This window comes from Angustibacter speluncae (genome assembly GCF_054777815.1).
The window spans coordinates 196,584-215,626 of sequence record NZ_BAAHAF010000086.1 but is presented as its reverse complement, the minus strand read 5'-3'; the positions used below and the strand labels follow the sequence as shown (position 1 = coordinate 215,626).

Sequence of the window (19,043 nt, the reverse complement as noted above, 5' to 3'; positions counted from 1 at the left end):
GGCGGCCGCCACCGTCCCGCCGTCGCGCACCGCGATCGAGGTCACCGCGGCGGCGTCGAGCTGGGTCGCGGCGTCCGGCTGCGGGTTCGGCGCCCAGCGCAGCGCGAGCTCCTCCGCCGTGCGGGCCGCGGAGCTGCCCGGCAGCCGCGCCGCGACGGTCCCCAGCAGCAGCCGCGCCCGTGCCCCGTCACCGCGCTCGAGCGCCACCAGGCCGTCGAGCAGGTCGTGCACGGGATCGTCGGGGTGCGCCGGGTCGCTCGCGCGGGCCGCGACGAGCTCGCGCAGCACCTGCAGGTCGTCGACCAGGCCCGAGCGCCAGCGCGACAGCGCGCGGTCGTACGCCGCGAACGGGTGGGACGGGTCGCTCGCCAGCACCTCCTCCCAGAGCCCGACGGCGACGCCGTGCAGCCCGAGCTCGTGCATCGCCAGACCCTGGTGCACGAGGGCGTCCAGGTCGGGTGCACCGGCGCGCGGGGCGCGGCGGGGGTACGGGAGGCCGACGACCTCCGTGTGGAGGGCGACGAGCTCGGCCGCCAGCGCACCCAGGTCGCGCGGTCGCGTCCCGGGGTCGGGGTCGAGGGCGCGGTCGAGCAGGTCGGCCAGCGGCCGGGGGAGCGGGACGGCGGTGCGCGTGCGGCCGAGCCGGCGACGGCAGCCGTCGAGGGTGGCGCGGGCGTCCGGGCCGAGGCGGGTCGGCACCTTCCCGACGACGGTCTCGAGCACCGTGACGGCCCACGACCACACGTCCGTGGCCCGCGTGACCAGGCCCGGCCCGCGGCCGTCCAGGCCGTGGGCCTGCTCGGGCGAGCAGTACAGGGGCGTGTAGCCCGACAGGCCCGCCACCGTGGTGGCGCCCGGCGCCAGCGCGGCCAGGTCGGCGGGCAGCCCTGCGGCGCGCACCCGGGCGCGGGCCATGCCGAGGTCGGTGACCAGCGCCGTGCCGTCGCGACGCAGCATGACGTTGGCGGGCTTGACGTCCTGGTGCACCAGCGAGTGCTCGTGCGCGTGGTGCAGGCCCCAGGCGGTCTGGATCGCGACGTCGAGCACCCGGGCGAGCGCGGTGGGCTCGTCGCCGTCGTACAGCCGCCCGGACGCCATCGCGTCGGCCAGGCTGCCGCCGTCGACCCACTCGGCCACCACGCGGGGCAGACCCCGGTAGGTGCGGGCGACCAGGGCACCGACCACGTGCGGGTGCGGCGGCAGCGCGACCCAGGTGCGGGCCTCGTCGAGGAAGGCGAGCAGGGAGTCCTCGGTGAGCTGCTCGAGCCGGGGCGCCTTGACCGCCAGCTCGCGGTCCCACTCGCGGTGGCGCACCCGGTACACCAGGCCCTGGGCCCCGGCCGTGATGACGTCCAGCACCTCGAAGCTGCCGGACGCGTCGGAGACGACCTCGCCGACCTCCCACGTCGCACCGGGCGCGTCGAGCAGGTCGAGCGCCTCGCGCACGCCGGGACCGACGGCCTCGAGGGCGCGGTGCACCGAGCCCTCGGGGTGGGCGAGCAGGCCCCGCCACAGGTGGTGGAGCTCGGTGCCCGCGGTGGCGCGCGGGTCGGCGGCGGCCAGGTCGTGCGCCTCGCCGTACCAGAGGGTGCAGTGCGTGTGCGGTCGCAGGGCCGGTGGAGGCGGCGCCCCCGGGACCGGCGCGGGCGCCGCGAGCTGCGCCGCCAGGTGCGCGCGCAGACGCTCCGGGTCGTGGCCGCTGCGGCGCACCGCGGAGTCCAGGCGGCCCAGCTCGAGTCGGAGGTGGTCGACGTCCGGCGGCGGCTCCTGCCACGCGAGCGCGCGGCGCAGGTCGCCCGGCTCGAGCACCGACAGCAGCCCGAGCAGCATCGCGGGTGGAGCGACGTTGCGCAGGCCGGCGTGGTGGGCGCGCTCGCGCCCGAGCTGCAGCGCCATCCGCAGACCGGGGCTGACGGACGCGCGGACGGCGGCAGCGGGGTCGAGCACGTCCCGCAGCCTCGCACGCCCCGGCGGCCGGGTCGCGTCCGGTTCGCCTTCGGGCAGGTGACCGACGTCCGCACTCTCCCCCGAGTCGCCCCCGGCACGGGCGGACCGCAGGGTGGAGGCATGAGCGACGACACCACCGTGACCCAGTACACGCCTCGCGACCCCCGCACCGCCTACCCGCGGCCCGAGCAGCCGCCGCAGGACCAGGACGCACCAGGCCTGGCCCGGGAGATGACGCCGCAGCCGGACCACGGCGAGGACACCTACGTGGGTGCGGGACGGTTGGTGGACCGGGTCGCGGTCGTCACCGGCGGCGACTCCGGCATCGGGCGTGCCGCTGCCATCGCGTTCGCGCGCGAGGGCGCCGACGTGGTGCTGTCGTACCTGCCGGACGAGGAGGCCGACGCGCAGGAGGTGGTGGCGCTGGTCGAGGACGCCGGTCGCCGCGCGCTCGCCGTCCCCGGCGACCTGTCGCACGAGCAGGCGAACCTCGACCTGGTGGAGCGCACCGTCGCCGCCTTCGGCCGCGTCGACGTGCTGGTGGTCAACGCCGGCAAGCAGACGGCGGTCGACGAGATCGCCGACCTGAGCTCCGAGCAGTTCGACCAGACCCTGAGGACCAACGTCTACGCGCTGTTCTGGCTCACCAAGGCGGCCGTGCCGCACATGGCGCCGGGCACCAGCATCATCACGACCTCCTCGGTGCAGGCGTACACGCCCTCCCCGAACCTGCTCGACTACGCCACGACGAAGGCGGCGATCAACACCTACTCCAAGGCCCTCGCGCAGCAGCTCGCGCCCAAGGGGATCCGGGTGAACGTCGTGGCGCCCGGCCCGTTCTGGACGCCGCTGCAGGTGTCGGGCGGCCAGCCGCCCGAGGCGCGTCCCGAGTTCGGCGCGCAGGCACCGCTGGGCCGGGCCGGCCAGCCGGCCGAGATCGCGGCGACCTACGTGCACCTCGCGTCGGCGGAGTCGAGCTACACGACCGGTGCCACCCTCGCGGTCACCGGGGGCTCCCCGACACCGTGACGACCGGGCACGCCCGGCTCGGGTCGGGCCCGCCGCCTCAGGCGTCGAGGAGGACGAGCGGCAGCAGGTCGGGCATCTGCGTGACGACCACGTCGGCACCCGCCGCGAGCAGCGCGTCGGCCGGGGTGTGCGCGGCCCCGCCGGGGCTGTAGCCGACGACGCGGGCGCCCGCGTCGACGCCGGCGCGGACCCCGGTCACGGAGTCCTCGACGACGACGCAGCGCGCCGGGTCGACGCCGAGACCTGCTGCCGCAGCGAGGTAGACGTCCGGCCACGGCTTGCTGCGCGGGGTGTCCATGCCGCTGTGCACGTGGCCGTCGAAGGCGTCGAGCAGGCCGACCTTCGTCAGCTGCAGGTGCACCTTGTGCAGGTCGGCACCGGACGCGCACGCCACGCGTCCGAGCGCGGCCGCGACCGCGCGCACCGTCGCCGACGCGCCGGGCACCTCGACCAGGTCGCGCTCCAGCGCCGCGTTGCGGCGCGTCCGGAACGTCTGGAGCCAGGCCTCGTCAGGGCGGACGCCGGTGTGCTCCTCGATGACGTGCACCTCGTCCTTGAGCGCCTTGCCGACGAAGCGGCGGACCGACTCCTCCGCGGTGAGGTCCCAGCCCAGCTCGAGCAGCATCGCGCGCAGGACGCCGTTGGTGATCGGCTCGGAGTCGACGAGGACGCCGTCGCAGTCGAACAGGACGGCCTGGGGCGGGGGAGCGGGCATGGCTCCCGAACCTACGGCGTCGTGCGACGATCGCGACCATGGCCCCCCACCACGCGCACGCCGGCACCCACGACCCGCTGCGGCACCAGCTGGACGCGTTCGTCGAACGCCACCGGGAGTCGTTGCAGCACAGCCTGGACGGGCTCTCCGAGGAGCAGGCGCGTCGGTCGCTGGTGCCGTCCGCGACGACGCTGCTCGGGCTGGTCAAGCACGTGACGTTCGTCGAGCGGGTCTGGTTCGACGAGGCGGTCACCGGGCGATCGCGCGCCGAGATCGGCATCCCGCAGACCGTCGACGAGTCGTTCGCGCTGACCGACGACGACACGGTGGCGTCGGTGCAGCAGGCGCACCGCGACGCCTGGGCGGCCTCGCGCGCCGCGGTCGCCGACCTCGGCCTCGACCACGAGCTGCCGGGCAACCGCCGCGGCCCGCTGCCGCTGCGGTGGGTGCTGCTGCACGTGCTGGGCGAGCTGGCGCAGCACGCCGGTCACGCCGACATCCTGCGCGAGCAGGTACTGGCCTCGCCGGGGCCGCCGCCCTGACGTCAGCCCTGACCTCAGTCGCGCGCCAGCCAGCTCCGGAGCGCACCCAGCCGCGACGCGCGGGCCGGTCGCAGGTCGGTCGCCGTCGCGCTCACCAGGTGCTGCACCACCTCGAGCGAGCGGCTGCCGTCGAGCAGCTCGGGTGCCGGCGCCCGGCCGCCGAGGGGGACGGCGGGCACGTCGAGCTCCTCGTGGGCGAGACCGGCGACCTCGGTCTCGCCCTGGTGCAGCGCGAACAGCGTCGTGCCCCGTCGGCGGGCGTCGGCGAGGCGTTCGAGCAGCTGCTCGCCGGGGTCGTCGGGGGCGACGACGAGCAGCGTCGAGGACCGTCCCGCCTCGGCGAGCCGGTCGAGCCCGACGGCGAGGTGCGGACGCGCGCCCGGCGGCACCCGGTGCCGGACCAGGATGGGTACCAGCTCGGGCAGGCCCGCGCGCCGGGCGTCGTCACCGAGGTGCGCCGCCAGGTGCCACGGCTCGTCGTCAGGGGTGCCGACCAGCAGGAGGCCTCCGGCCGTCGAGGTCGTGCGCAGCCCCGACCCGAACGCCACGGCTCGCTCGAGCAGCGGGGTTCCCGTGAGCAGGCGGCGCAGCGTCGCAGCGCGGGTCTGGTCCACCCCCCAAGCCTGGCACCTCGCGCCGCGCCGGGTGGGACGTCGCTCAGGCGTGGTGGCGCGCGCGGTGCGCGGCGAGCACGTCGAGACCGAAGTCCGACACGGGGTCGCGCCACACCGAGTGCGCGTGGTTCGCGCCGCGCTGGGTGTTGTCCCACTCGGCGAGCAGGCGCGGCCCCTGCAGGCGGTAGTAGTGCGGCCGCCCCGGCTCGGTCGGGCCCGCCCAGGCGAGGTGCACCTCGTCGAGCGCGGCGTCGTCGTAGCGGGCGAGGGGCGAGACCTCGTCGGGCACGCGGCCGAGGTACGCGCCGAGCAGGTCGCGCAGCTGTCCGCGCTGCGACGCGTCGAGCTCGCGTCCGGCGACACCCTTGGGCTCCGCCGTCCAGGCGAGGACGGTGTGGTCGTCGTCGCTGAGACCCGCTGCGTCGTCGAGGGAGTCGCTGGCCGCTTGCAGCCGCTGCTGCTCGTCGGGGTCGGCGAACCGGCTGCGCCAGAGCCGGACCAGGGGGATGACGCGGTCGCCGGTTGCGACGCGGGTGCGGTTGCCGGTGACCAGGTCGGACGGCGCGCGCGGGCGCAGCAGCGCCCGCGCGGCCAGGTCGTCCGGCAGCGAGCGGACGAGGTCGCGGGCGAGGTCCTCGACGGCACCGAGCGGACGGCTGGTGGCGCCGCCGAGCAGCGGAGCCGACGCCGGGTCGGCGCCGACGAAGCACGGTGTGGTGGAGACGAGCTCGCCGCCGACGACCAGGTTGTTGAGCGACACGTGGTGCCCGCCGAAGCGCCAGCCCCACGGTCGCGTGCCACCGGGGTCGCCGAACACCCGCAGGTAGTACAGACCGGGGTCGCGTCCGCGCTCCCGGTCGAGGCGGGCGCGGAAGCCCTCCACGTGGTCGAGCACGTTCTCCAGCCCCATCGTGGTGGCGACGGTGACGTAGCCCGCCGTCGACAGGCCGGTGGCGACCAGGCGCAGGGCGGCGCGCTGCTGGGCCGGCCGCTGCTGGTGCACCGACAGGCCGCCGTGGTCGGTCGGGGTGTAGAACCAGCGTCGGCGCTCGTCGTCCGCGCCGTCGTCGGCGGGCGCGGCGCCGCGACCGAGGGCCCGCTGGTCCTCGTCGAGCAGGTGCAGCCACGCCAGCGCCGCCTCGGCCATCCTGTCGGCGACCGCGCGCCGTGCCGTGCCGGGAACGACGTCCTCCACGTCCGCACCGTACCCGCGGCCGGGGGCTACGCGGGGTCGTCGCGGTAGCGCCGCGCGAGCGCCGCGGCGCGGTCGTGCAGCGCGCTCCGCACGGACGGCGGCGAGAGCACCTCGGCGTCGTCGCCGAGCTGCCACGCCGCCCAGACCGCGTGCCGGTCGTCCTGGTAGGTCACCTGCAGGTGCAGCCAGCCGTCCGCGGACGGCGTCTCCGCCCGGACGGCGACCGCCGACGCCAGCAGCTCGTCGCGGCGGTGGCCGCGCACGCGCACGTCGACCACGACGTGGCCGTCCGAGAGGAACTGCTCGCAGCGGGTGCGCCAGAGCGTCGCCAGGTCGACGTCGTCGCAGCGCTGCGCGGGCTCGTCCAGCCGCTCGGCGGCGACGACACGGGAGAGCCGGTAGGTGCGGTCGGCGCCCGACCGTCCGGCGAGCAGGTACGTGCGGTCGCGGACGCCGACCAGGCCAACGGGGTCGACTGTGCGCCACCGCGGGTCCTGGCCGGCGGCCGCGTACAGCATCCGCAGCCGGCGGCCCTCGAGCACGGCGGCGCGGACCGTCTGCGCCACGTCGGCCGGGACGTCCTCGACGGCCGCCCGGCGCGAGAGCAGGTCGGTCTCGGGCTCGACGAGCAGGCGGCGCGACGAGGCCTCGGCGGCCAGCCGCTGCGCCTCGGGGAGCGCGTCGAGCACCTTGCGGCGGGCCGCCGCCAGGGCGGTGGCCGGGCCGAGCGACGCCGTGGACCCGCGTGCGCCGGCTGTGAGCAGGGCGAGGGTCTCGTCGGTGGTGAGCCCGGTGAGCTCGGTGCGGAACCCGGGCAGCAGCGCGAACCCGCCGTACCGCCCGCGCTCGGCGTAGACGGGCACGCCGGCGGCGGACAGCGCCTCCACGTCGCGCAGCACGGTGCGGGTCGAGACCTCGAGCTCACGGGCGAGCTGGTCGGCGGTCAGGCGTCCGCGCTGACGCAGCAGCAGCACCAGCGAGACGAGCCGGTCCGCGCGCATGGGCAGAAGGTACGACATACCTGACACAGGGTGTCGTGAATCACCGCTTCCCTCGGAGGACGGTCGGGCGACAGGCACGGCCTCTGACACGGAGGAGCGGACGTGACGGTGGAGAAGACGGCGGTCAACCCGGTGAGCTGGTCGCTGGCGCTGGGGTTCGACCAGGGAATGCTCGTGCAGGGCGGGACGCGGACGCTGCACTGCTCGGGCCAGACGGCGATGGACGCCGAGGGCACGCCGCGGCACGAGGACGACCTCGCCGCGCAGCTGGCGCTCGGCCTGGACAACCTCGAGGCGGTGCTGGCGGGGGGTGGCATGGCGCTCGGCGACCTGGTGCGGCTGGATGTGTACTGCACCGACGTCGACCGCCTGATGGGGGAGTACGGGGTGCTCGCCTCGCGGCTGGCGGCCGCGGGCTCGCGGCCGGCGACGACCGTGCTGGGGGTGACCCGCCTCGCCGTGCCCGGACAGCTCGTCGAGCTGTCGGGGACGGCGGTCGCCTAGCCGGGTGGTGCGCCGCCTGACGCGGACCGGCGCTGCCGAACCGCCTCGTACAGCACGACGCTCGCCGCGTTGGCGGCGTTGAGCGAGCTGGCCGAGCCGGCCATCGGGATGCGCACGGTCAGGTCGACGGCGTCGCGCCAGGCGGCGCTCAACCCTGTGGTCTCGTTGCCGACGAGCAGCAGCGTGGGCGCGGTGAGGTCGGCGTCGGACACGTCGGCCTCGCCGCGCTCGTCGGTGCCGACCACCTGCACCGGGACGCCGGCTGCGCGGTAGCGGTCGACCCAGTCGAGGACCGTGGCCGGGGCGGGGACCCGCACCGTCGGCACGCCGAACAGCGAGCCGGTGCTGGCCCGCACCGCGGCGCTGTCGTAGGGGTCGGCGGCGTGTCCCGCGACGACGACGCCGTGCGCGCCGAACGCGTCCGCCGACCGGATGACCGACCCGAGGTTGCCCGGGCTGGTGGGGCGGTCGAAGACCACGCCCAGGAAGTCGCGCGGGACGGGGACGCGCTCCAGGTCGTCGTCGGGGATGGCGAGCACCACGAGGAGCTCCGGTGCGTCGTCGGTCTTCTCGCCGAGCTCGGCCATCAGCTCGCTGCTCAGGGCGATGTGCTCGCCGCCCGCCGTGGCCAGCACGTCCTGCGCCCAGCGCGACAGCCGCCGGCTGCCGTCGACCAGCACCGCCTCGACCTGCCAGCCGTGCTCGAGCGCGACGGTCACCGGACGGACGCCCTGCACGACGAACGCTCGGAGCCGCTGCCGCTTCGTGCGGTTGGTGAGCAGCGCCTGCCACTGCTGGAAGCGCGCGTTGCGGGTGCTGACCTGCTGCAGCGCCGGGGACATGGTGTGACTCTAGGCGGTGCGCCGCGCCATCGTCTGGCAGACAAGAATTCGGGTGCGCGAGGTCGTCCTGGGTGCGAGGGTGGCGGCATGGACGTCGCGGACCTGGTCGACCTCGAGCGGCGGGACGAGCTGCCGCCGCTGCTGCTGTTCTGGGGGCACACGGGGGAGGGGGCCGGACCGTGGCTGCTCTCGCAGTGGTACCCGACACCGTTCACCGTCGACGGTGTGCGCTACGCCACGGCGGAGCACTGGATGATGGCCGCGAAGGCTCGCCTGTTCGGCGACGACGAGGCGCTGGCCCAGGTGCTGGCGTCGGACGACCCGCGGCGCGCCAAGGCGGCCGGTCGCGGTGTGCGTGGGTTCGACAGCCACCGGTGGGCGGACGAGGCCGACGAGGCGGTCGTCGCCGGGTCGGTCGCGAAGTTCACCAGCTCGGAGCTGCTGTCGTCGTACCTGCTCGGCACCGCGCCTGCGGTGCTGGTCGAGGCGAGTCCGGTCGACGCGGTCTGGGGGACAGGACTGGCTGCGGACCACCCGGACGCCCGCGTGCCCAGCCGCTGGCCGGGGACGAACCGGCTCGGCTTCGCGCTGATGGCTGCGCGGGAACGGATCTCGGCCACCCTGGCCTAAGGCGGACCTCTACCCGGGCAGGGGTTCGACCTCGACGACCTGGTGGGTGCCGAGGGGGCTGGTCCAGTGGTGGGCGACGACGTGGCCGGCCGGGTCGAGGCGCGCGGACACGCGCCAGAGGCCGGCGGTCTTCCAGCGGTGGCAGCGGCGGCTACGCGGCGAGAGGTTGGCGACGGACGTGGGGCCGCGCGGGTGCGGCACCTGGTGGTCGAGGTCGCACCGGGCGGCCGGGACGCCGCAGCCGGGGAAGGTGCAGACCGGGTCGCGGGCGCGGACGGTCTGGTCGATCTCGACGGTCGGGGTGTAGCCGCTCGTGGTGTGCCGTGGGCCGACTAGTAGCGCCTTGCGTGTCGCGGCGACCAGCGCGGCGCGCGTCCACCCGCTCGCTGGTGCGGCGCCGAGGCGGACGAGGCGGGTGAGGTGGCCGGTGTCGTCGGTGAGCAGCACGCACGTGGATGCGCCGCGGTCGAGCAGGTCACCGGCGGCGACGCGTGCGATGGCGGCGGTGCAGTGCACCGGTGCGCCGACACCGCGGACCTCACCGGGTGCGTCTGCTGCGTCGCCGCCGCCGAGGAGGGTGTCGACGTGCAGCACCACCCCGAGCTCGCGACGTGAGCCACCGCGCACGGGTGCGCCGTCGAGCACCGCTGCCTCCAACGCGTCGACCTCGGCCATCCCGAGCGTGCGGTCACCGAGCTCGTCCGTGCTCAGGGCACGGGCAGCGCCCTGGACCGCGTCGGCGATGGCGACGACCTGCTCGATCGGACCGGTCACGGTCAGCGTCGCGATCGCCGGGTTGCCGGGGTCGACCTCGACCCAGGTGCCGGTGCGTTCGCGGACGTCGCGGCGCACCTGCTCGTCGTGGTCGGTGCGGACTCGAGCCACCGCCTTGCGGACCCGGTTGGTGAACGTCTTCGGCTGCGGGCCGTCCCAGGGCCCGACCGGCCCGTTCCCCTGCAGCGGCGCGGTCGGCAGCGTGTCGAGCACCTCGGTCTCGACCTGTCGGGCGAGGTCGTGCGGCAGTCCCTCGGTCTCCCACGCCAGCACCCGGGCGCGGACGCCGTCGATCCGGCCGGCCTCCAGCGCCGCCAGCGTCAGCACCAGCGGACCGCAGAGCCGGGCGGCGGCGTCGACCTCGCGGGACGCGTGCCACCGCGCCAGCCCGGTCGCGGCGGCGACCTCGTCGGTCGAGATGGCGTGCAGGTCGTGCACCCCGACCACCCCGTCACGCGCCGCACCCACCAGCACCGGCAACCCGATCTGCCACGACTCGGTCGCGTGCACGTCGCGGGTGATCGCGTCGACCAGCCGCAACCTGGCCGCGTCGCGGGCGAAGTCGGTCAGGCAGTGCGCGCGCAGGTCGCCGACCAGGGTGCCCGCGTCGTCGTCCGACCTCATGCACCGACACTAGACCCGAGCACTGACAAAGGGTTTCGCGTCCGAACCGGCTGTGGACGACGACCCCGGGACCGGCAGGCTGTGGACGACGGGCGTGCCGGCGGCGCGGTACCAGAGGCGAGGTGCCCGGCACCTGCGGACGATCCGTGGCCCCCACCCGCACGACGAGGCTCGTGTCCTGTGAACACCTCGCACCTCGTCACCGCCCTCGTCGCCGTGCTGCTCGTCGCCGGCGGGTGCAGCAGTCCGGACCGGGCATCGGTCGTGCAGGACGACGGTGCGATGCGGGCGGCGCCACCAGCCGGCACGAGCACGACGCCGTCCGACGCGGCGCTGGGAGCAGAGGGCGGTGACCTCGACGGCGGGCGGGTGGGCGTCGACGCCGACGTCCCGGCCGTGGCGCGGCTCGACCCCGGGCTGCTCGACGCGCTCCGGGCCGCCGCCGAGGCCGCACAGGACGACGGGATCGTGGTCGAGGTGACCAGCGGCTGGCGGAGCCGCGCCTACCAGCAGCAGCTCCTGGACGAGGCCGTGGTCAGGTACGGCAGCCCGCAGGAGGCGGCGCGGTGGGTCGCGACACCGGACACCTCCGCCCACGTGTCCGGGCTCGCGGTCGACGTCGGCCCGACCGACGCGGCGTACTGGATGGCGCGGCACGGCTCGCGCTTCGGGCTCTGCCAGGTCTACGCCAACGAGATCTGGCACTACGAGCCGCTCGTCGACCCGGGCGGCACCTGCCCACCACCACGTGCCGACGGCACGTCGTGACGGGGGAGTCAGTCCACGATCGTGTCGCGTCCCTCGGCCTGCATCGCAGCGAGGCCGTCGAGCATCCGCTGCAGCACCTCCGGCTCGTGTCCCTCCCAGTCGGTCACCTCGCCGACGACGACCAGCGCCTCCTGCGACCGGAAGGAGCGGGTCGGGTTGCCCGGGAACCGCTTGTCGGTGACGTTCGGGTCGTCCTCGAAGGCACCGCGCGGTTCCACGACGTAGACGTGGCCGCGGTCGCCGGTGGTGAGTGCCGCCGCGAGCTCGGCCCCCCACGCGGCCGTCTCGACGAGCGAGCTGAAGTACACGTGGCGCAGCGGCTTGTCCGGACGGAAGTGCGACCGCCGGCCCGGGACGATCTGCGTGCCGACCGGCAGGGTGGCGGCGGTGCCGTGGAAGAACGGACCCGGGACCGCGTCGCAGCTGTCGAGGGTCACCGGCGGGTCGGCCGCTGCGTCGTCGCCGCTCACGAGCCGAACTCGCGCACGTACGAGTCGATCTCGCCGAGCACGCGCGCCTTGGTCGCGTCGTCGGCGAAGGAGCAGCGCACCGCGGTGCGGGCGAGGTCGGCGACGCCGTCGCGGTCGAGCGCGAGCAGGTCGGCCGCGATGGCGTACTCGCGGTTCAGCGTCGTGCCGAACATCGGCGGGTCGTCGGAGTTGACGGTGACGACCACGCCGGCGTCGCGGAACGCGCGGATCGGGTGCGCGTCGAGGGTGGCGACGGCGCGGGTCGCGAGGTTCGACGACGGGCACACCTCCAGCGGGACGCGGTGCTCCGCGAGGTGCGACAGCAGTACGGGGTCCTGGACCGCGGTCGTGCCGTGGCCGATCCGCTCGGCGCCGAGCAGCCGCAACGCGTCCCAGACGGTCTCGGGTCCGGTGGTCTCACCGGCGTGGGGGACGCTGTGCAGCCCGGCGGCGCGGGCGGCGTCGAAGTGCGGCGCGAACTGCGGCCGGGGGACACCGATCTCGGGCCCGCCCAGCCCGAACCCGACCAGGCCGTCGGGTGCGTGGTGGAGCGCGTAGTCGAGGGTGGCGTCGGCCGAGGGCAGTCCCGCCTCACCCGGGATGTCGTAGATCCAGCGCATCACCAGACCGAGGTCGCGCTCGACGGCGACGCGCGCGTCCTCGATGGCCTCGGTGTACGCCTCGATCGGCATGCCCACACCGTCCTCGTCCGGCCGCACGGAGGTGTAGGGGGTGCAGGTCAGCTCGACGTACCGGAGCCGCTGCCCGGCGGCCATCTCGCGCGCGATCTCGTAGGTCAGGTAGCGGATGTCCTCCGGGGTGCGCACCAGGTCGACGACGGCCAGGTAGACCTCGATGAAGTGCGCGAAGTCGCGGAAGGCGAAGAAGCGGCTGAGCTCGTCGGGGTCGCTCGGCACGGTGCCGGGGTGGCGCTCGGCCAGCTCGGACACGATCCGGGGCGACGCGGAACCGACGTGGTGCACGTGCAGCTCCGCCTTGGGCAGGCCGGCGATGAAGTCGTCCACGGGGAGAACTGTGCAGGACCGGCACCCGCTCGTCCACGGGGCGGCTATCGGCGCGACGGTCCGCGCGTCGACCGGCAGGATGCTGGTCGTGACGAGTGCGCTGGTGCGGCAACGCGAGCTGTGCGGACGAGCCCGGGACACCCACCTGGCGTGGCTGCTCGACGCCCTCGACGTCGACCTCGTGCTCGACGTGGGCGCCAACCGCGGCCAGTTCGGGCTCGCCGTGCGGGAGACGGGGTACACGGGGCCGCTGGTGTCGTTCGAGCCGGCGTCGCAGCCGCGCGCCGAGCTCGAGCGCGTCGCGGCCTCCGACGACGCGTGGTCGGTGCGGGCGGAGGCGCTCGGGTCGACGGCGTCGGACGCCGAGCTGCACGCCGTCGACGACGAGTCCGAGCTCGGGTCGCTGCGCGACGCGTCCGCCTTCGGACGGTCGTGGAAGGAGCAGCTCGGACGTACCCGAGCCGAGACGGTCGCCGTCCGCCGCCTCGACGCGCTCTGGGACGAGATCGCCTCGGGTGCCTCGCGGGTGCTGCTGAAGCTCGACACCCAGGGTCACGACCTCGAGGCGTTCCGCGGGGCGGGACGGCTGGTGCAGCCCGGGGGACCGGTGGTCGCCGTCCTCACCGAGGTGGCGTGCCTGCCGATCTACGACGGCGTCCCCACCATGGACGAGCACCTCGCCGAGACCGGCGCCGCCGGCTGGTCGCTCGCGGGCCTGTACCCGGTCTCGTTCGACGCCGCGTCGCTGCGCGTGATCGAGCTCGACGCCGTGCTGGTGCGGACGCCGTCCTGACGTCGGGCGTGCGGGTAGGGTGCGGCCACGGATCCGTCGGGGGAGGCGGTTCGAGGGGGAGCGGGGTGCGTCGTCGTGTACGGAGATCCACCGGAGAGCCTGTTCTGGCGACTGCTCCCGGTCGGCATCATCCTGCTGCTGTCGCTGTGGGGGCTCGTCCACCCGCGGTCGCAGTGGCGCCTGCTGTACAGCCGGCAGCGTCGCTACCAGCACATCCGCAACGAGGACGAGCAGGACTCCCGCGTGCGCCTGTACGGGATGTACGGCGTCTTCCTCAGCGTGGTGCTCGGCTGCCTGCTCGGCGTCGTGGTCGACCCGGCGAACCGCTGACCCCGTCCTCGCTCGGCGGCACCGGGGCTCAGGCGAGGTCGTGGACGACGAACGTGGCGAACCCCAGCTCGCCGCGCGCCGCACCCACCCACGCGTCCCGGTGCTCGCGCGCGACCTCGAGCACCTGCGCGCGGTCCCTGTCCGAGACGGCCTCGTGCACGGCCCAGTCGACGAGGGAGCCGCTCCAGCTGAGCTGGTAGTCGTCCCACTCGGTGAGCGTGCTGACGTGCCCGGCGGTCGGCTCGAACCCGTGCGACTGCAGGGCCTGCACGAAGCCGAACAGGCCCGGGTAGGCGTCAGCCGGCAGGTCCAGCGCGTCCAGCGTCGCCGGCGAGGGGCCCGCCTCCCAGATGCTGTCGCCGATCACGGCCTGACCACCGGGCCGCAGGTGCCGCCGCACCGCCCGGAGCATGTCGTCGAGCCGACCGAAGGCGTGGCTCGCGCCGATGCACAGCACCACGTCGAACGGCCCGTCGCTCCAACCGGACGCGTCGGCCTCGACCCAGCGGACGCGGTCGTCCAGGCCTCGGTCGGACGTCCGCCGGGCGGCCGTGGCCGGGAGCATGTGGTCGACCCCGACGCCCACCAGGCCGGGTCGGGCCAGCAGCAGCTCCTGCAGCCATTCGCCCTCGCCGCACCCGAGGTCGAGCGCGCGGGCGCCGTCGCCGAGACGCAGCCAGTCCAGCAGCTCCCGCACGCGTCCGCGCGACAACGGCGCGGCGATCGGGTGGCGGCGGTGGGCGACGTCGAAGATCTCGGAGCGCTCCATCACGTCGACGCTAGCCGGATCGGGGGACCAGGGTGCCGGGGGCGCGAACCGCGTAATGACATAATGCTCATTATCGGTACAGCGCCCGGAGGCGCTGGGACTGCGGCAGACGGATGAAACGTCGCACAGCGCTCCAGCCCGCACCGAACCGGGTCGATGGGGCACGGAGCCCGCCCACCGGCGGTTGGCCCACCGAACCAGGACGGAACCTCCATGTCCCGCGCACCACGTCGTTCCCGGCTCGGCGCGTCCGCCGTCGCCGCCGTCCTGCTGCTCGCCCCGGTCGTCGTGCTGGCGCCCGCCGCAGCCGCTCCGAGCCCGCACGCGAGCTGCGCCGACGTCCGGGCGGCGAACCCGGGTGCCCCCGACGGCGAGTACACGATCACCTCGTACGGGCGGACGCTGAGCGTCTGGTGCGCCGACATGGCCACCGCGCCCGTCGAGTACCTGACCCTGCAGCGCGGCGGCCCCGGCGTGAACGCGTCGTCCTCCAACAACAACTGGGCGCCGTTCGTGCAGACGCACTGGACCCGGATCGGCCTGAACCTGCCGACCGGCGTCGGCGCCCCGTTCACCTTCCGCCCGGGCGACGCACGCTTCAGCTCGACCACCGACGGGCTGGCGGCGATCGCCTACGGCAGCGGCAGCGGCTGCGGGTTCGCGCCCGGCCCGTTCAACATCGACCTGCGCGGCACGCCGTTCGCGGTCGGCCCCGGCGCGCTGGAGAGCACCGGCTGGCTGGGGCACGGCGACGTCTCGAGCTCCGACGGCGGCCAGGTGCTGTCCTCGCCGAACGCCCGGGGCGACTGCGGCGGCCTGGCCGTGCGGGCTCCCTACGAGCTCACCTGGATCGCCGCGGTGGAGCCGGTTGTGAGCACCTCGCCGAGCGACACCTCGGTCGCGTCCGGCTCGGACGCGGTGTTCACGGCGGCGGCGACCGGCGGCCCCGGCACCACCGTCGTCTGGCAGACCTCGCCCGACGCCACCACCTGGACCGACGTCCCGGGCGCCGGTGGCGAGACGCTCACGCTGCCCGCCGTCACGCGGTCGATGGACGGGCTGCGCGTGCGCGCCGTGTTCACCAACGACGAGGGCAGCGACACGACCGGCGCCGCCACCCTGTTGGTCGCGGCGGCAGCCCCGCAGGTCACCGACCCGGTCGCCACGTCGGTCTCCTCCGGCGGCACCGCGCACTTCGCCGTCACGGCCACCGGCGACCCCGCCCCGACCCTGCAGTGGGAGACCTCGCGCGACGGCACCACCTGGTCCCCCGTCGCCGGCGCCACCGCCGCGGCGCTCGACCTGCCCGGCCTCACGACCGCCGACGACGGCCTGCTGGTACGCGTGGTCGCCACCAACGAGGCCGGGTCGGACACCAGCGCACCGGCCGAGCTCACGGTCGACGCCTCGCTGCCGACGCTGACGGACCCGCAGGACCTGACCATCACCGCCGGCGGCGAGGCGCGGTTCTCGGTCGTCGCGACCGGTGACCCGGCGCCGGCGGTGCGGTGGCAGGTGGAGATCGCCGGCCTGTCCGGCTGGACGGACATCCCGTACACCGGCACCGAGCTCGCGCTGCCGGACGTGCCGTACCTGCCCTTCCAGCTCTCCTTCCGCGCGGCGGCGACCAACGCCGCCGGCGAGGTCTTCTCGGCCCCGGCGCTGCTCACCGTCGACGCGCTGGCGCCCGTCGTCGTCACCGCCCCGGCACCGGTCACGGTGGTCGAGGGCGACGACGCGACCTTCGCCGTCGAGGTCGACGGCGACCCGGTGCCGAGCATCCAGTGGCAGACCTCGACCGACGGCGCGGCCTGGACCGACGTCGACGGCGCGACGGACGACGCCGTGGTGTTCGCGGCCGCCGGCACCGCGCTCGACGGGCTCCTCGTCCGCGCGGTGCTGGAGAACCCGGGCGGCACGGTCGTGACCGACCCGGTCGTGCTCTCGGTGCAGGAGGCGGTCGTCCCGGTACCCGTGCTGCCGGGCACCGTGGTGCCCGTCCCGGTGCCGGCGCCCGTGGCGGCCGTCGTCGCGCAGCCGACCGTCGTCGCGCGGGCCGTGGTGACCCGGGCCGCGCAGACGCTGCCGCGCACGGGCGGTGAGGTGGCCGCCCTGGCCGCTGCTGCCGCGCTGCTGCTCGGCGGTGGCGGTGCGCTGACCCTGGTGTCGCGGCGGCGGCCCGCCTCGCGCTGACGCGACGGCGGCGGCGGCGCACCGATGAGTCGCGGCCGAGTGCGAGGTCCATCCCTGCGACCGCGGACCGCCCGCGTCGTGGACCCGCAGGAGGCAGCGTGCTGACCCAGGTGACGGACGGCGTGCACGTGCACCGCAGCGAGCTGCTGCGCAACAACGCCGTCGTCGTGGTAGGGCCGTCCGGCTCGCTCGTCGTCGACGCCGGCGTCACGGACGCGGAGCTGCGCTGCCTCGCCTCCGACCTCGACGCCCTGGGTGCCCCCGCGGTGGCCGGGTTCGCGACCCACCCGGACTGGGACCACGCGCTCTGGCACCCCGCCCTCGGCGCCGCGCCGCGGTACGGCACGGCCGCCTGCGCCGCGTTCCTGCACGACCTGCGGGCCGACCCGGGCTGGCGCACCAGGTTCGTCGAGGGGCTGCCGCCGGAGATCGCGGACGCGACGCCGGTCGAGCCCTTCGGCCTGGTGGACGCGCTGCCGCCCGGTGCGACCCACGTGCCATGGGACGGCCCGCGGGTGCGGGTCGTCGAGCACCCCGCGCACGCCGTGGGCCACGCCGCCCTGGTCGTCGAGGACGCCCGGGTACTGGTCGCCGGCGACATGCTCTCGGACGTGTTCGTGCCGATGCTCGACGACGGCCCGGACGCGCTCGAGCACCACCTCGTCGGCCTCGACGCCCTGGCGGCCGTCGCGGACGAGGTCGACGTCCTCGTGCCCGGCCACGGCTCGGTGGCGCGGGACGCCGAGGTGCGTGCGCGGATCGAGCTCGACCGCGCGTACCTGCTCGCCCTGCGCGACGGGCGGACGCCCGACGACCCTCGCCTCACCTCGCCCGAGCCCGGGTGGGAGTGGACGACCGGCATCCACGACGGCCAGGTGGCCCGGTTCGGGCGCGGCTGAATCCACGCGCCACCGGGCCGCTGATGGGACAGGATCGCGACCATGGCCTCCCGCACCTCGAACTTCTGCATCGACGCCGCCGACCCGTGGGCCCAGGTGCGCTGGTGGGCCCAGGTGCTCGACGACCACCGGTTCGTCGAGGACGACGAGATGGGCCCGGACGCCGAGGAGTGCTGGCTCGTCGGCCCGGACGACCGCGAGATCCTGTTCCTGCGCGTGCCCGAGCCCAAGACGGTGAAGAACCGGCTGCACTTCTGCCTACGGCCGACCGACCGCTCCCGCGAGGACGAGGTCGACCGGCTGCTCGGGCTCGGTGCCACGCTCGTCGCCGACCGGCGCAACGGGCCGGACGAGGGCTGGGCGGTGCTGGCCGACCCCGAGGGCAACGAGTTCTGCGTCCTGACGCGCTACTCCCCCAGCACCTGAGCACCCTCGCCACGCCACCACGCGGTGAGCCGCCAGGCCTCCGCGCGTCCCTGCTTCGCAGCGGCCCGGGCGACCGCCGGTCGCGTCGAGACGTCCATCAGGTTCGTCCCCATCGCCGCGAGCGAGGTCTCGTCGGGCACGACCGTCCGCACGTCGGCGCCCCCGGCCCGCAGCTCCTCGACCTGCCGGTCGAGGTCCATGCCCCACGCCGGCGGGTGCAGCGACCGGCCCCCGAGCGGTGACAGCACCAGCACCCGGGCGGAACCGGCTGCGAGGTCGGCGTTCTCGTTCCGCCGGTACCCGCCGTCGACGAGCGCCAGCCCGCCGGTGCGGAAGGCCGACCCGCCTCCCGAGGTGCTGGCGGCGACCGCGTCGACCAGGTCGACGCCGCTGTCGCGGTCGAGCACCACCGGGGTACCGGTCGTGGCGTCGACGGCGGTCAGCAGGACGAGCCGCTCCGGCCAGTGCCTGGCGGTGAACCGCGCCGCCACGGTCGCTCGCCAGCGGTCGGTGTGGTCGCGCGCCTCGAGCGCGAGCACGCCTGTGCGGGAGCGCATCTCGGCGGCGTCGGCCGACTTGGCGATGATCCGCCGGAACCGGTCGAGGTGGTCGGTGACCGAGCCGCCGGAACCCGTGGGGCGGGTCGCGGGTCGGTCGGTGCGCGCGGGCGGGACGGTCGTGAGGACGGCGTCGAGCAGCTCGGCCGGACCGGCGTCCGCGAGCTGCGCCGCGACGGTGGCGCCGGCCGAGGTGCCGACGGTGAGGTCGGGCCGGGTGACGTCGACCCCGGCCGCGAGGAGGCCGGCGAGCAGGCCGATCTCCCAGGCGTTGCCGGCGGACCCTCCGCCGCCGAGCACGAGGGCGCGGTCGCGGGGCGGGCCGGGCAGGAAGGGGATCGTCCCGTCGGGACGGACGAGCAGGGTGGTGCCGAACGGCGTGGTGGTCATGGCGGG

At 75.5% G+C, this 19,043-nt stretch carries 21 protein-coding genes; 10 read left to right on the top strand and 11 right to left on the bottom strand.

Features of this window, described 5'->3' with window-relative positions:
* Positions 1-1,947 (bottom strand): serine/threonine-protein kinase (locus tag ACYVKY_RS11280; RefSeq protein ID WP_460435066.1); only part of this gene is annotated, 1,947 nt, incomplete at its 3' end.
* 120 nt (positions 1,948-2,067) lie between these two features.
* Here ACYVKY_RS11280 and ACYVKY_RS11275 point away from each other — a divergent pair.
* On the top strand, positions 2,068-2,976 hold the full coding sequence (locus ACYVKY_RS11275; RefSeq protein ID WP_460435065.1) for a glucose 1-dehydrogenase: 909 nt from the start codon (positions 2,068-2,070) through the stop codon (positions 2,974-2,976).
* Between the two features lie 37 nt (positions 2,977-3,013).
* Here the strand turns inward: ACYVKY_RS11275 and ACYVKY_RS11270 are convergent, their stop codons facing one another.
* The gene (locus tag ACYVKY_RS11270) at positions 3,014-3,691 is read right to left on the bottom strand and encodes an HAD family hydrolase (protein WP_460435064.1); all 678 of its coding nucleotides are present in this window, start codon (positions 3,689-3,691) and stop codon (positions 3,014-3,016) included.
* Positions 3,692-3,729: 38 nt separating this feature from the next.
* Between ACYVKY_RS11270 and ACYVKY_RS11265 the strand changes: the two genes are divergently transcribed.
* Positions 3,730-4,233 carry a DinB family protein gene (locus ACYVKY_RS11265; protein WP_460435063.1) on the top strand — a complete coding sequence of 168 codons (504 nt, stop codon included), beginning with the start codon at positions 3,730-3,732 and terminating at the stop codon, positions 4,231-4,233.
* Between the two features lie 14 nt (positions 4,234-4,247).
* Here the strand turns inward: ACYVKY_RS11265 and ACYVKY_RS11260 are convergent, their stop codons facing one another.
* From ACYVKY_RS11260 to ACYVKY_RS11250, 3 genes are read right to left on the bottom strand one after another with little or no spacing between them, the layout of a single operon-like run.
* Entirely contained in the window at positions 4,248-4,847 is a 600-nt protein-coding gene (locus ACYVKY_RS11260; protein ID WP_460435062.1) for a hypothetical protein, read from the bottom strand.
* A gap of 43 nt (positions 4,848-4,890) precedes the next feature.
* Positions 4,891-6,042, bottom strand: a complete 1,152-nt coding sequence (locus ACYVKY_RS11255) for a DUF3500 domain-containing protein (RefSeq protein ID WP_460435061.1) — start codon at positions 6,040-6,042, stop codon at positions 4,891-4,893.
* A gap of 26 nt (positions 6,043-6,068) precedes the next feature.
* A complete protein-coding gene (locus ACYVKY_RS11250) occupies positions 6,069-7,043 on the bottom strand; it encodes a helix-turn-helix transcriptional regulator (protein ID WP_460435060.1) in 975 nt (324 codons plus the stop codon).
* A gap of 108 nt (positions 7,044-7,151) precedes the next feature.
* Here ACYVKY_RS11250 and ACYVKY_RS11245 point away from each other — a divergent pair, with 108 nt between their 5' ends.
* On the top strand, positions 7,152-7,547 hold the full coding sequence (locus tag ACYVKY_RS11245; protein ID WP_460435080.1) for a RidA family protein: 396 nt from the start codon (positions 7,152-7,154) through the stop codon (positions 7,545-7,547).
* On the opposite strand, the gene ACYVKY_RS11240 is transcribed toward ACYVKY_RS11245, so the two are convergent.
* Positions 7,544-8,389, bottom strand: coding sequence for an RNA methyltransferase (locus ACYVKY_RS11240; RefSeq protein ID WP_460435059.1), 846 nt, complete (start codon positions 8,387-8,389; stop codon positions 7,544-7,546). The genes ACYVKY_RS11245 and ACYVKY_RS11240 overlap by 4 nt on opposite strands.
* Positions 8,390-8,476: 87 nt before the next feature.
* Here ACYVKY_RS11240 and ACYVKY_RS11235 point away from each other — a divergent pair, with 87 nt between their 5' ends.
* Complete coding sequence (locus ACYVKY_RS11235) at positions 8,477-9,019, top strand: NADAR family protein (protein WP_460435058.1); 543 nt, start codon at positions 8,477-8,479, stop codon at positions 9,017-9,019.
* Positions 9,020-9,028: 9 nt separating this feature from the next.
* Here the strand turns inward: ACYVKY_RS11235 and ACYVKY_RS11230 are convergent, their stop codons facing one another.
* Complete coding sequence (locus ACYVKY_RS11230; RefSeq protein WP_460435057.1) at positions 9,029-10,417, bottom strand: hypothetical protein; 1,389 nt, start codon at positions 10,415-10,417, stop codon at positions 9,029-9,031.
* A gap of 180 nt (positions 10,418-10,597) precedes the next feature.
* Between ACYVKY_RS11230 and ACYVKY_RS11225 the strand changes: the two genes are divergently transcribed.
* Positions 10,598-11,185: a M15 family metallopeptidase gene (locus tag ACYVKY_RS11225; protein WP_460435056.1), complete on the top strand. Its 588-nt coding sequence runs from the start codon at positions 10,598-10,600 to the stop codon at positions 11,183-11,185.
* 8 nt (positions 11,186-11,193) lie between these two features.
* Here ACYVKY_RS11225 and arr read toward each other — a convergent pair whose 3' ends face one another.
* Together arr and ACYVKY_RS11215 are read right to left on the bottom strand one after the other, a co-directional pair.
* Complete coding sequence (gene arr, locus ACYVKY_RS11220; protein WP_460435079.1) at positions 11,194-11,622, bottom strand: NAD(+)--rifampin ADP-ribosyltransferase; 429 nt, start codon at positions 11,620-11,622, stop codon at positions 11,194-11,196.
* Positions 11,623-11,651: 29 nt separating this feature from the next.
* Positions 11,652-12,680, bottom strand: coding sequence for an adenosine deaminase family protein (locus tag ACYVKY_RS11215; protein ID WP_460435055.1), 1,029 nt, complete (start codon positions 12,678-12,680; stop codon positions 11,652-11,654).
* Positions 12,681-12,768: 88 nt separating this feature from the next.
* On the opposite strand from ACYVKY_RS11215, the gene ACYVKY_RS11210 reads away from it, so the two are divergent.
* Together ACYVKY_RS11210 and ACYVKY_RS11205 are read left to right on the top strand one after the other, a co-directional pair.
* Positions 12,769-13,473 carry a class I SAM-dependent methyltransferase gene (locus ACYVKY_RS11210; protein ID WP_460435054.1) on the top strand — a complete coding sequence of 235 codons (705 nt, stop codon included), beginning with the start codon at positions 12,769-12,771 and terminating at the stop codon, positions 13,471-13,473.
* 75 nt (positions 13,474-13,548) lie between these two features.
* The gene (locus ACYVKY_RS11205; protein WP_460435053.1) at positions 13,549-13,803 is read left to right on the top strand and encodes a hypothetical protein; all 255 of its coding nucleotides are present in this window, start codon (positions 13,549-13,551) and stop codon (positions 13,801-13,803) included.
* Positions 13,804-13,831: 28 nt separating this feature from the next.
* Here ACYVKY_RS11205 and ACYVKY_RS11200 read toward each other — a convergent pair whose 3' ends face one another.
* The gene (locus ACYVKY_RS11200) at positions 13,832-14,572 is read right to left on the bottom strand and encodes an SAM-dependent methyltransferase (protein ID WP_460435052.1); all 741 of its coding nucleotides are present in this window, start codon (positions 14,570-14,572) and stop codon (positions 13,832-13,834) included.
* 213 nt (positions 14,573-14,785) lie between these two features.
* Between ACYVKY_RS11200 and ACYVKY_RS11195 the strand changes: the two genes are divergently transcribed.
* The 3 genes from ACYVKY_RS11195 (at position 14,786) to ACYVKY_RS11185 (ending at position 18,090) form a co-directional block, all read left to right on the top strand.
* The gene (locus ACYVKY_RS11195; RefSeq protein ID WP_460435051.1) at positions 14,786-16,765 is read left to right on the top strand and encodes a GON domain-containing protein; all 1,980 of its coding nucleotides are present in this window, start codon (positions 14,786-14,788) and stop codon (positions 16,763-16,765) included.
* A 98-nt stretch (positions 16,766-16,863) separates the two neighbouring features.
* A complete protein-coding gene (locus tag ACYVKY_RS11190) occupies positions 16,864-17,664 on the top strand; it encodes an MBL fold metallo-hydrolase (protein ID WP_460435050.1) in 801 nt (266 codons plus the stop codon).
* Between the two features lie 42 nt (positions 17,665-17,706).
* Positions 17,707-18,090 (top strand): VOC family protein, encoded by a 384-nt coding sequence (locus ACYVKY_RS11185; protein WP_460435049.1) that lies wholly within the window; start codon positions 17,707-17,709, stop codon positions 18,088-18,090.
* On the opposite strand, the gene ACYVKY_RS11180 is transcribed toward ACYVKY_RS11185, so the two are convergent.
* Positions 18,072-19,037, bottom strand: a complete 966-nt coding sequence (locus tag ACYVKY_RS11180) for a patatin-like phospholipase family protein (protein ID WP_460435048.1) — start codon at positions 19,035-19,037, stop codon at positions 18,072-18,074. The two genes, ACYVKY_RS11185 and ACYVKY_RS11180, sit on opposite strands and share 19 nt — an antisense overlap.
* Positions 19,038-19,043: the final 6 nt, after the last annotated feature.

What these genes read in the sequence shown, in the direction of transcription:
- ACYVKY_RS11270 (WP_460435064.1), bottom strand. Translation starts at nt 3,691, where the DNA reads ATGCCCGCTCCCCCGCCCCAGGCCGTCCTGTTCGACTGCGACGGCGTC.
- ACYVKY_RS11200 (WP_460435052.1), bottom strand. Translation starts at nt 14,572, where the DNA reads ATGGAGCGCTCCGAGATCTTCGACGTCGCCCACCGCCGCCACCCGATC.
- ACYVKY_RS11240 (WP_460435059.1), bottom strand. Translation starts at nt 8,389, where the DNA reads ATGTCCCCGGCGCTGCAGCAGGTCAGCACCCGCAACGCGCGCTTCCAG.
- ACYVKY_RS11235 (WP_460435058.1), top strand. Translation starts at nt 8,477, where the DNA reads ATGGACGTCGCGGACCTGGTCGACCTCGAGCGGCGGGACGAGCTGCCG.
- ACYVKY_RS11275 (WP_460435065.1), top strand. Translation starts at nt 2,068, where the DNA reads ATGAGCGACGACACCACCGTGACCCAGTACACGCCTCGCGACCCCCGC.
- ACYVKY_RS11230 (WP_460435057.1), bottom strand. Translation starts at nt 10,417, where the DNA reads ATGAGGTCGGACGACGACGCGGGCACCCTGGTCGGCGACCTGCGCGCG.
- ACYVKY_RS11265 (WP_460435063.1), top strand. Translation starts at nt 3,730, where the DNA reads ATGGCCCCCCACCACGCGCACGCCGGCACCCACGACCCGCTGCGGCAC.
- ACYVKY_RS11185 (WP_460435049.1), top strand. Translation starts at nt 17,707, where the DNA reads ATGGCCTCCCGCACCTCGAACTTCTGCATCGACGCCGCCGACCCGTGG.
- ACYVKY_RS11195 (WP_460435051.1), top strand. Translation starts at nt 14,786, where the DNA reads ATGTCCCGCGCACCACGTCGTTCCCGGCTCGGCGCGTCCGCCGTCGCC.
- ACYVKY_RS11180 (WP_460435048.1), bottom strand. Translation starts at nt 19,037, where the DNA reads ATGACCACCACGCCGTTCGGCACCACCCTGCTCGTCCGTCCCGACGGG.
- ACYVKY_RS11250 (WP_460435060.1), bottom strand. Translation starts at nt 7,043, where the DNA reads ATGCGCGCGGACCGGCTCGTCTCGCTGGTGCTGCTGCTGCGTCAGCGC.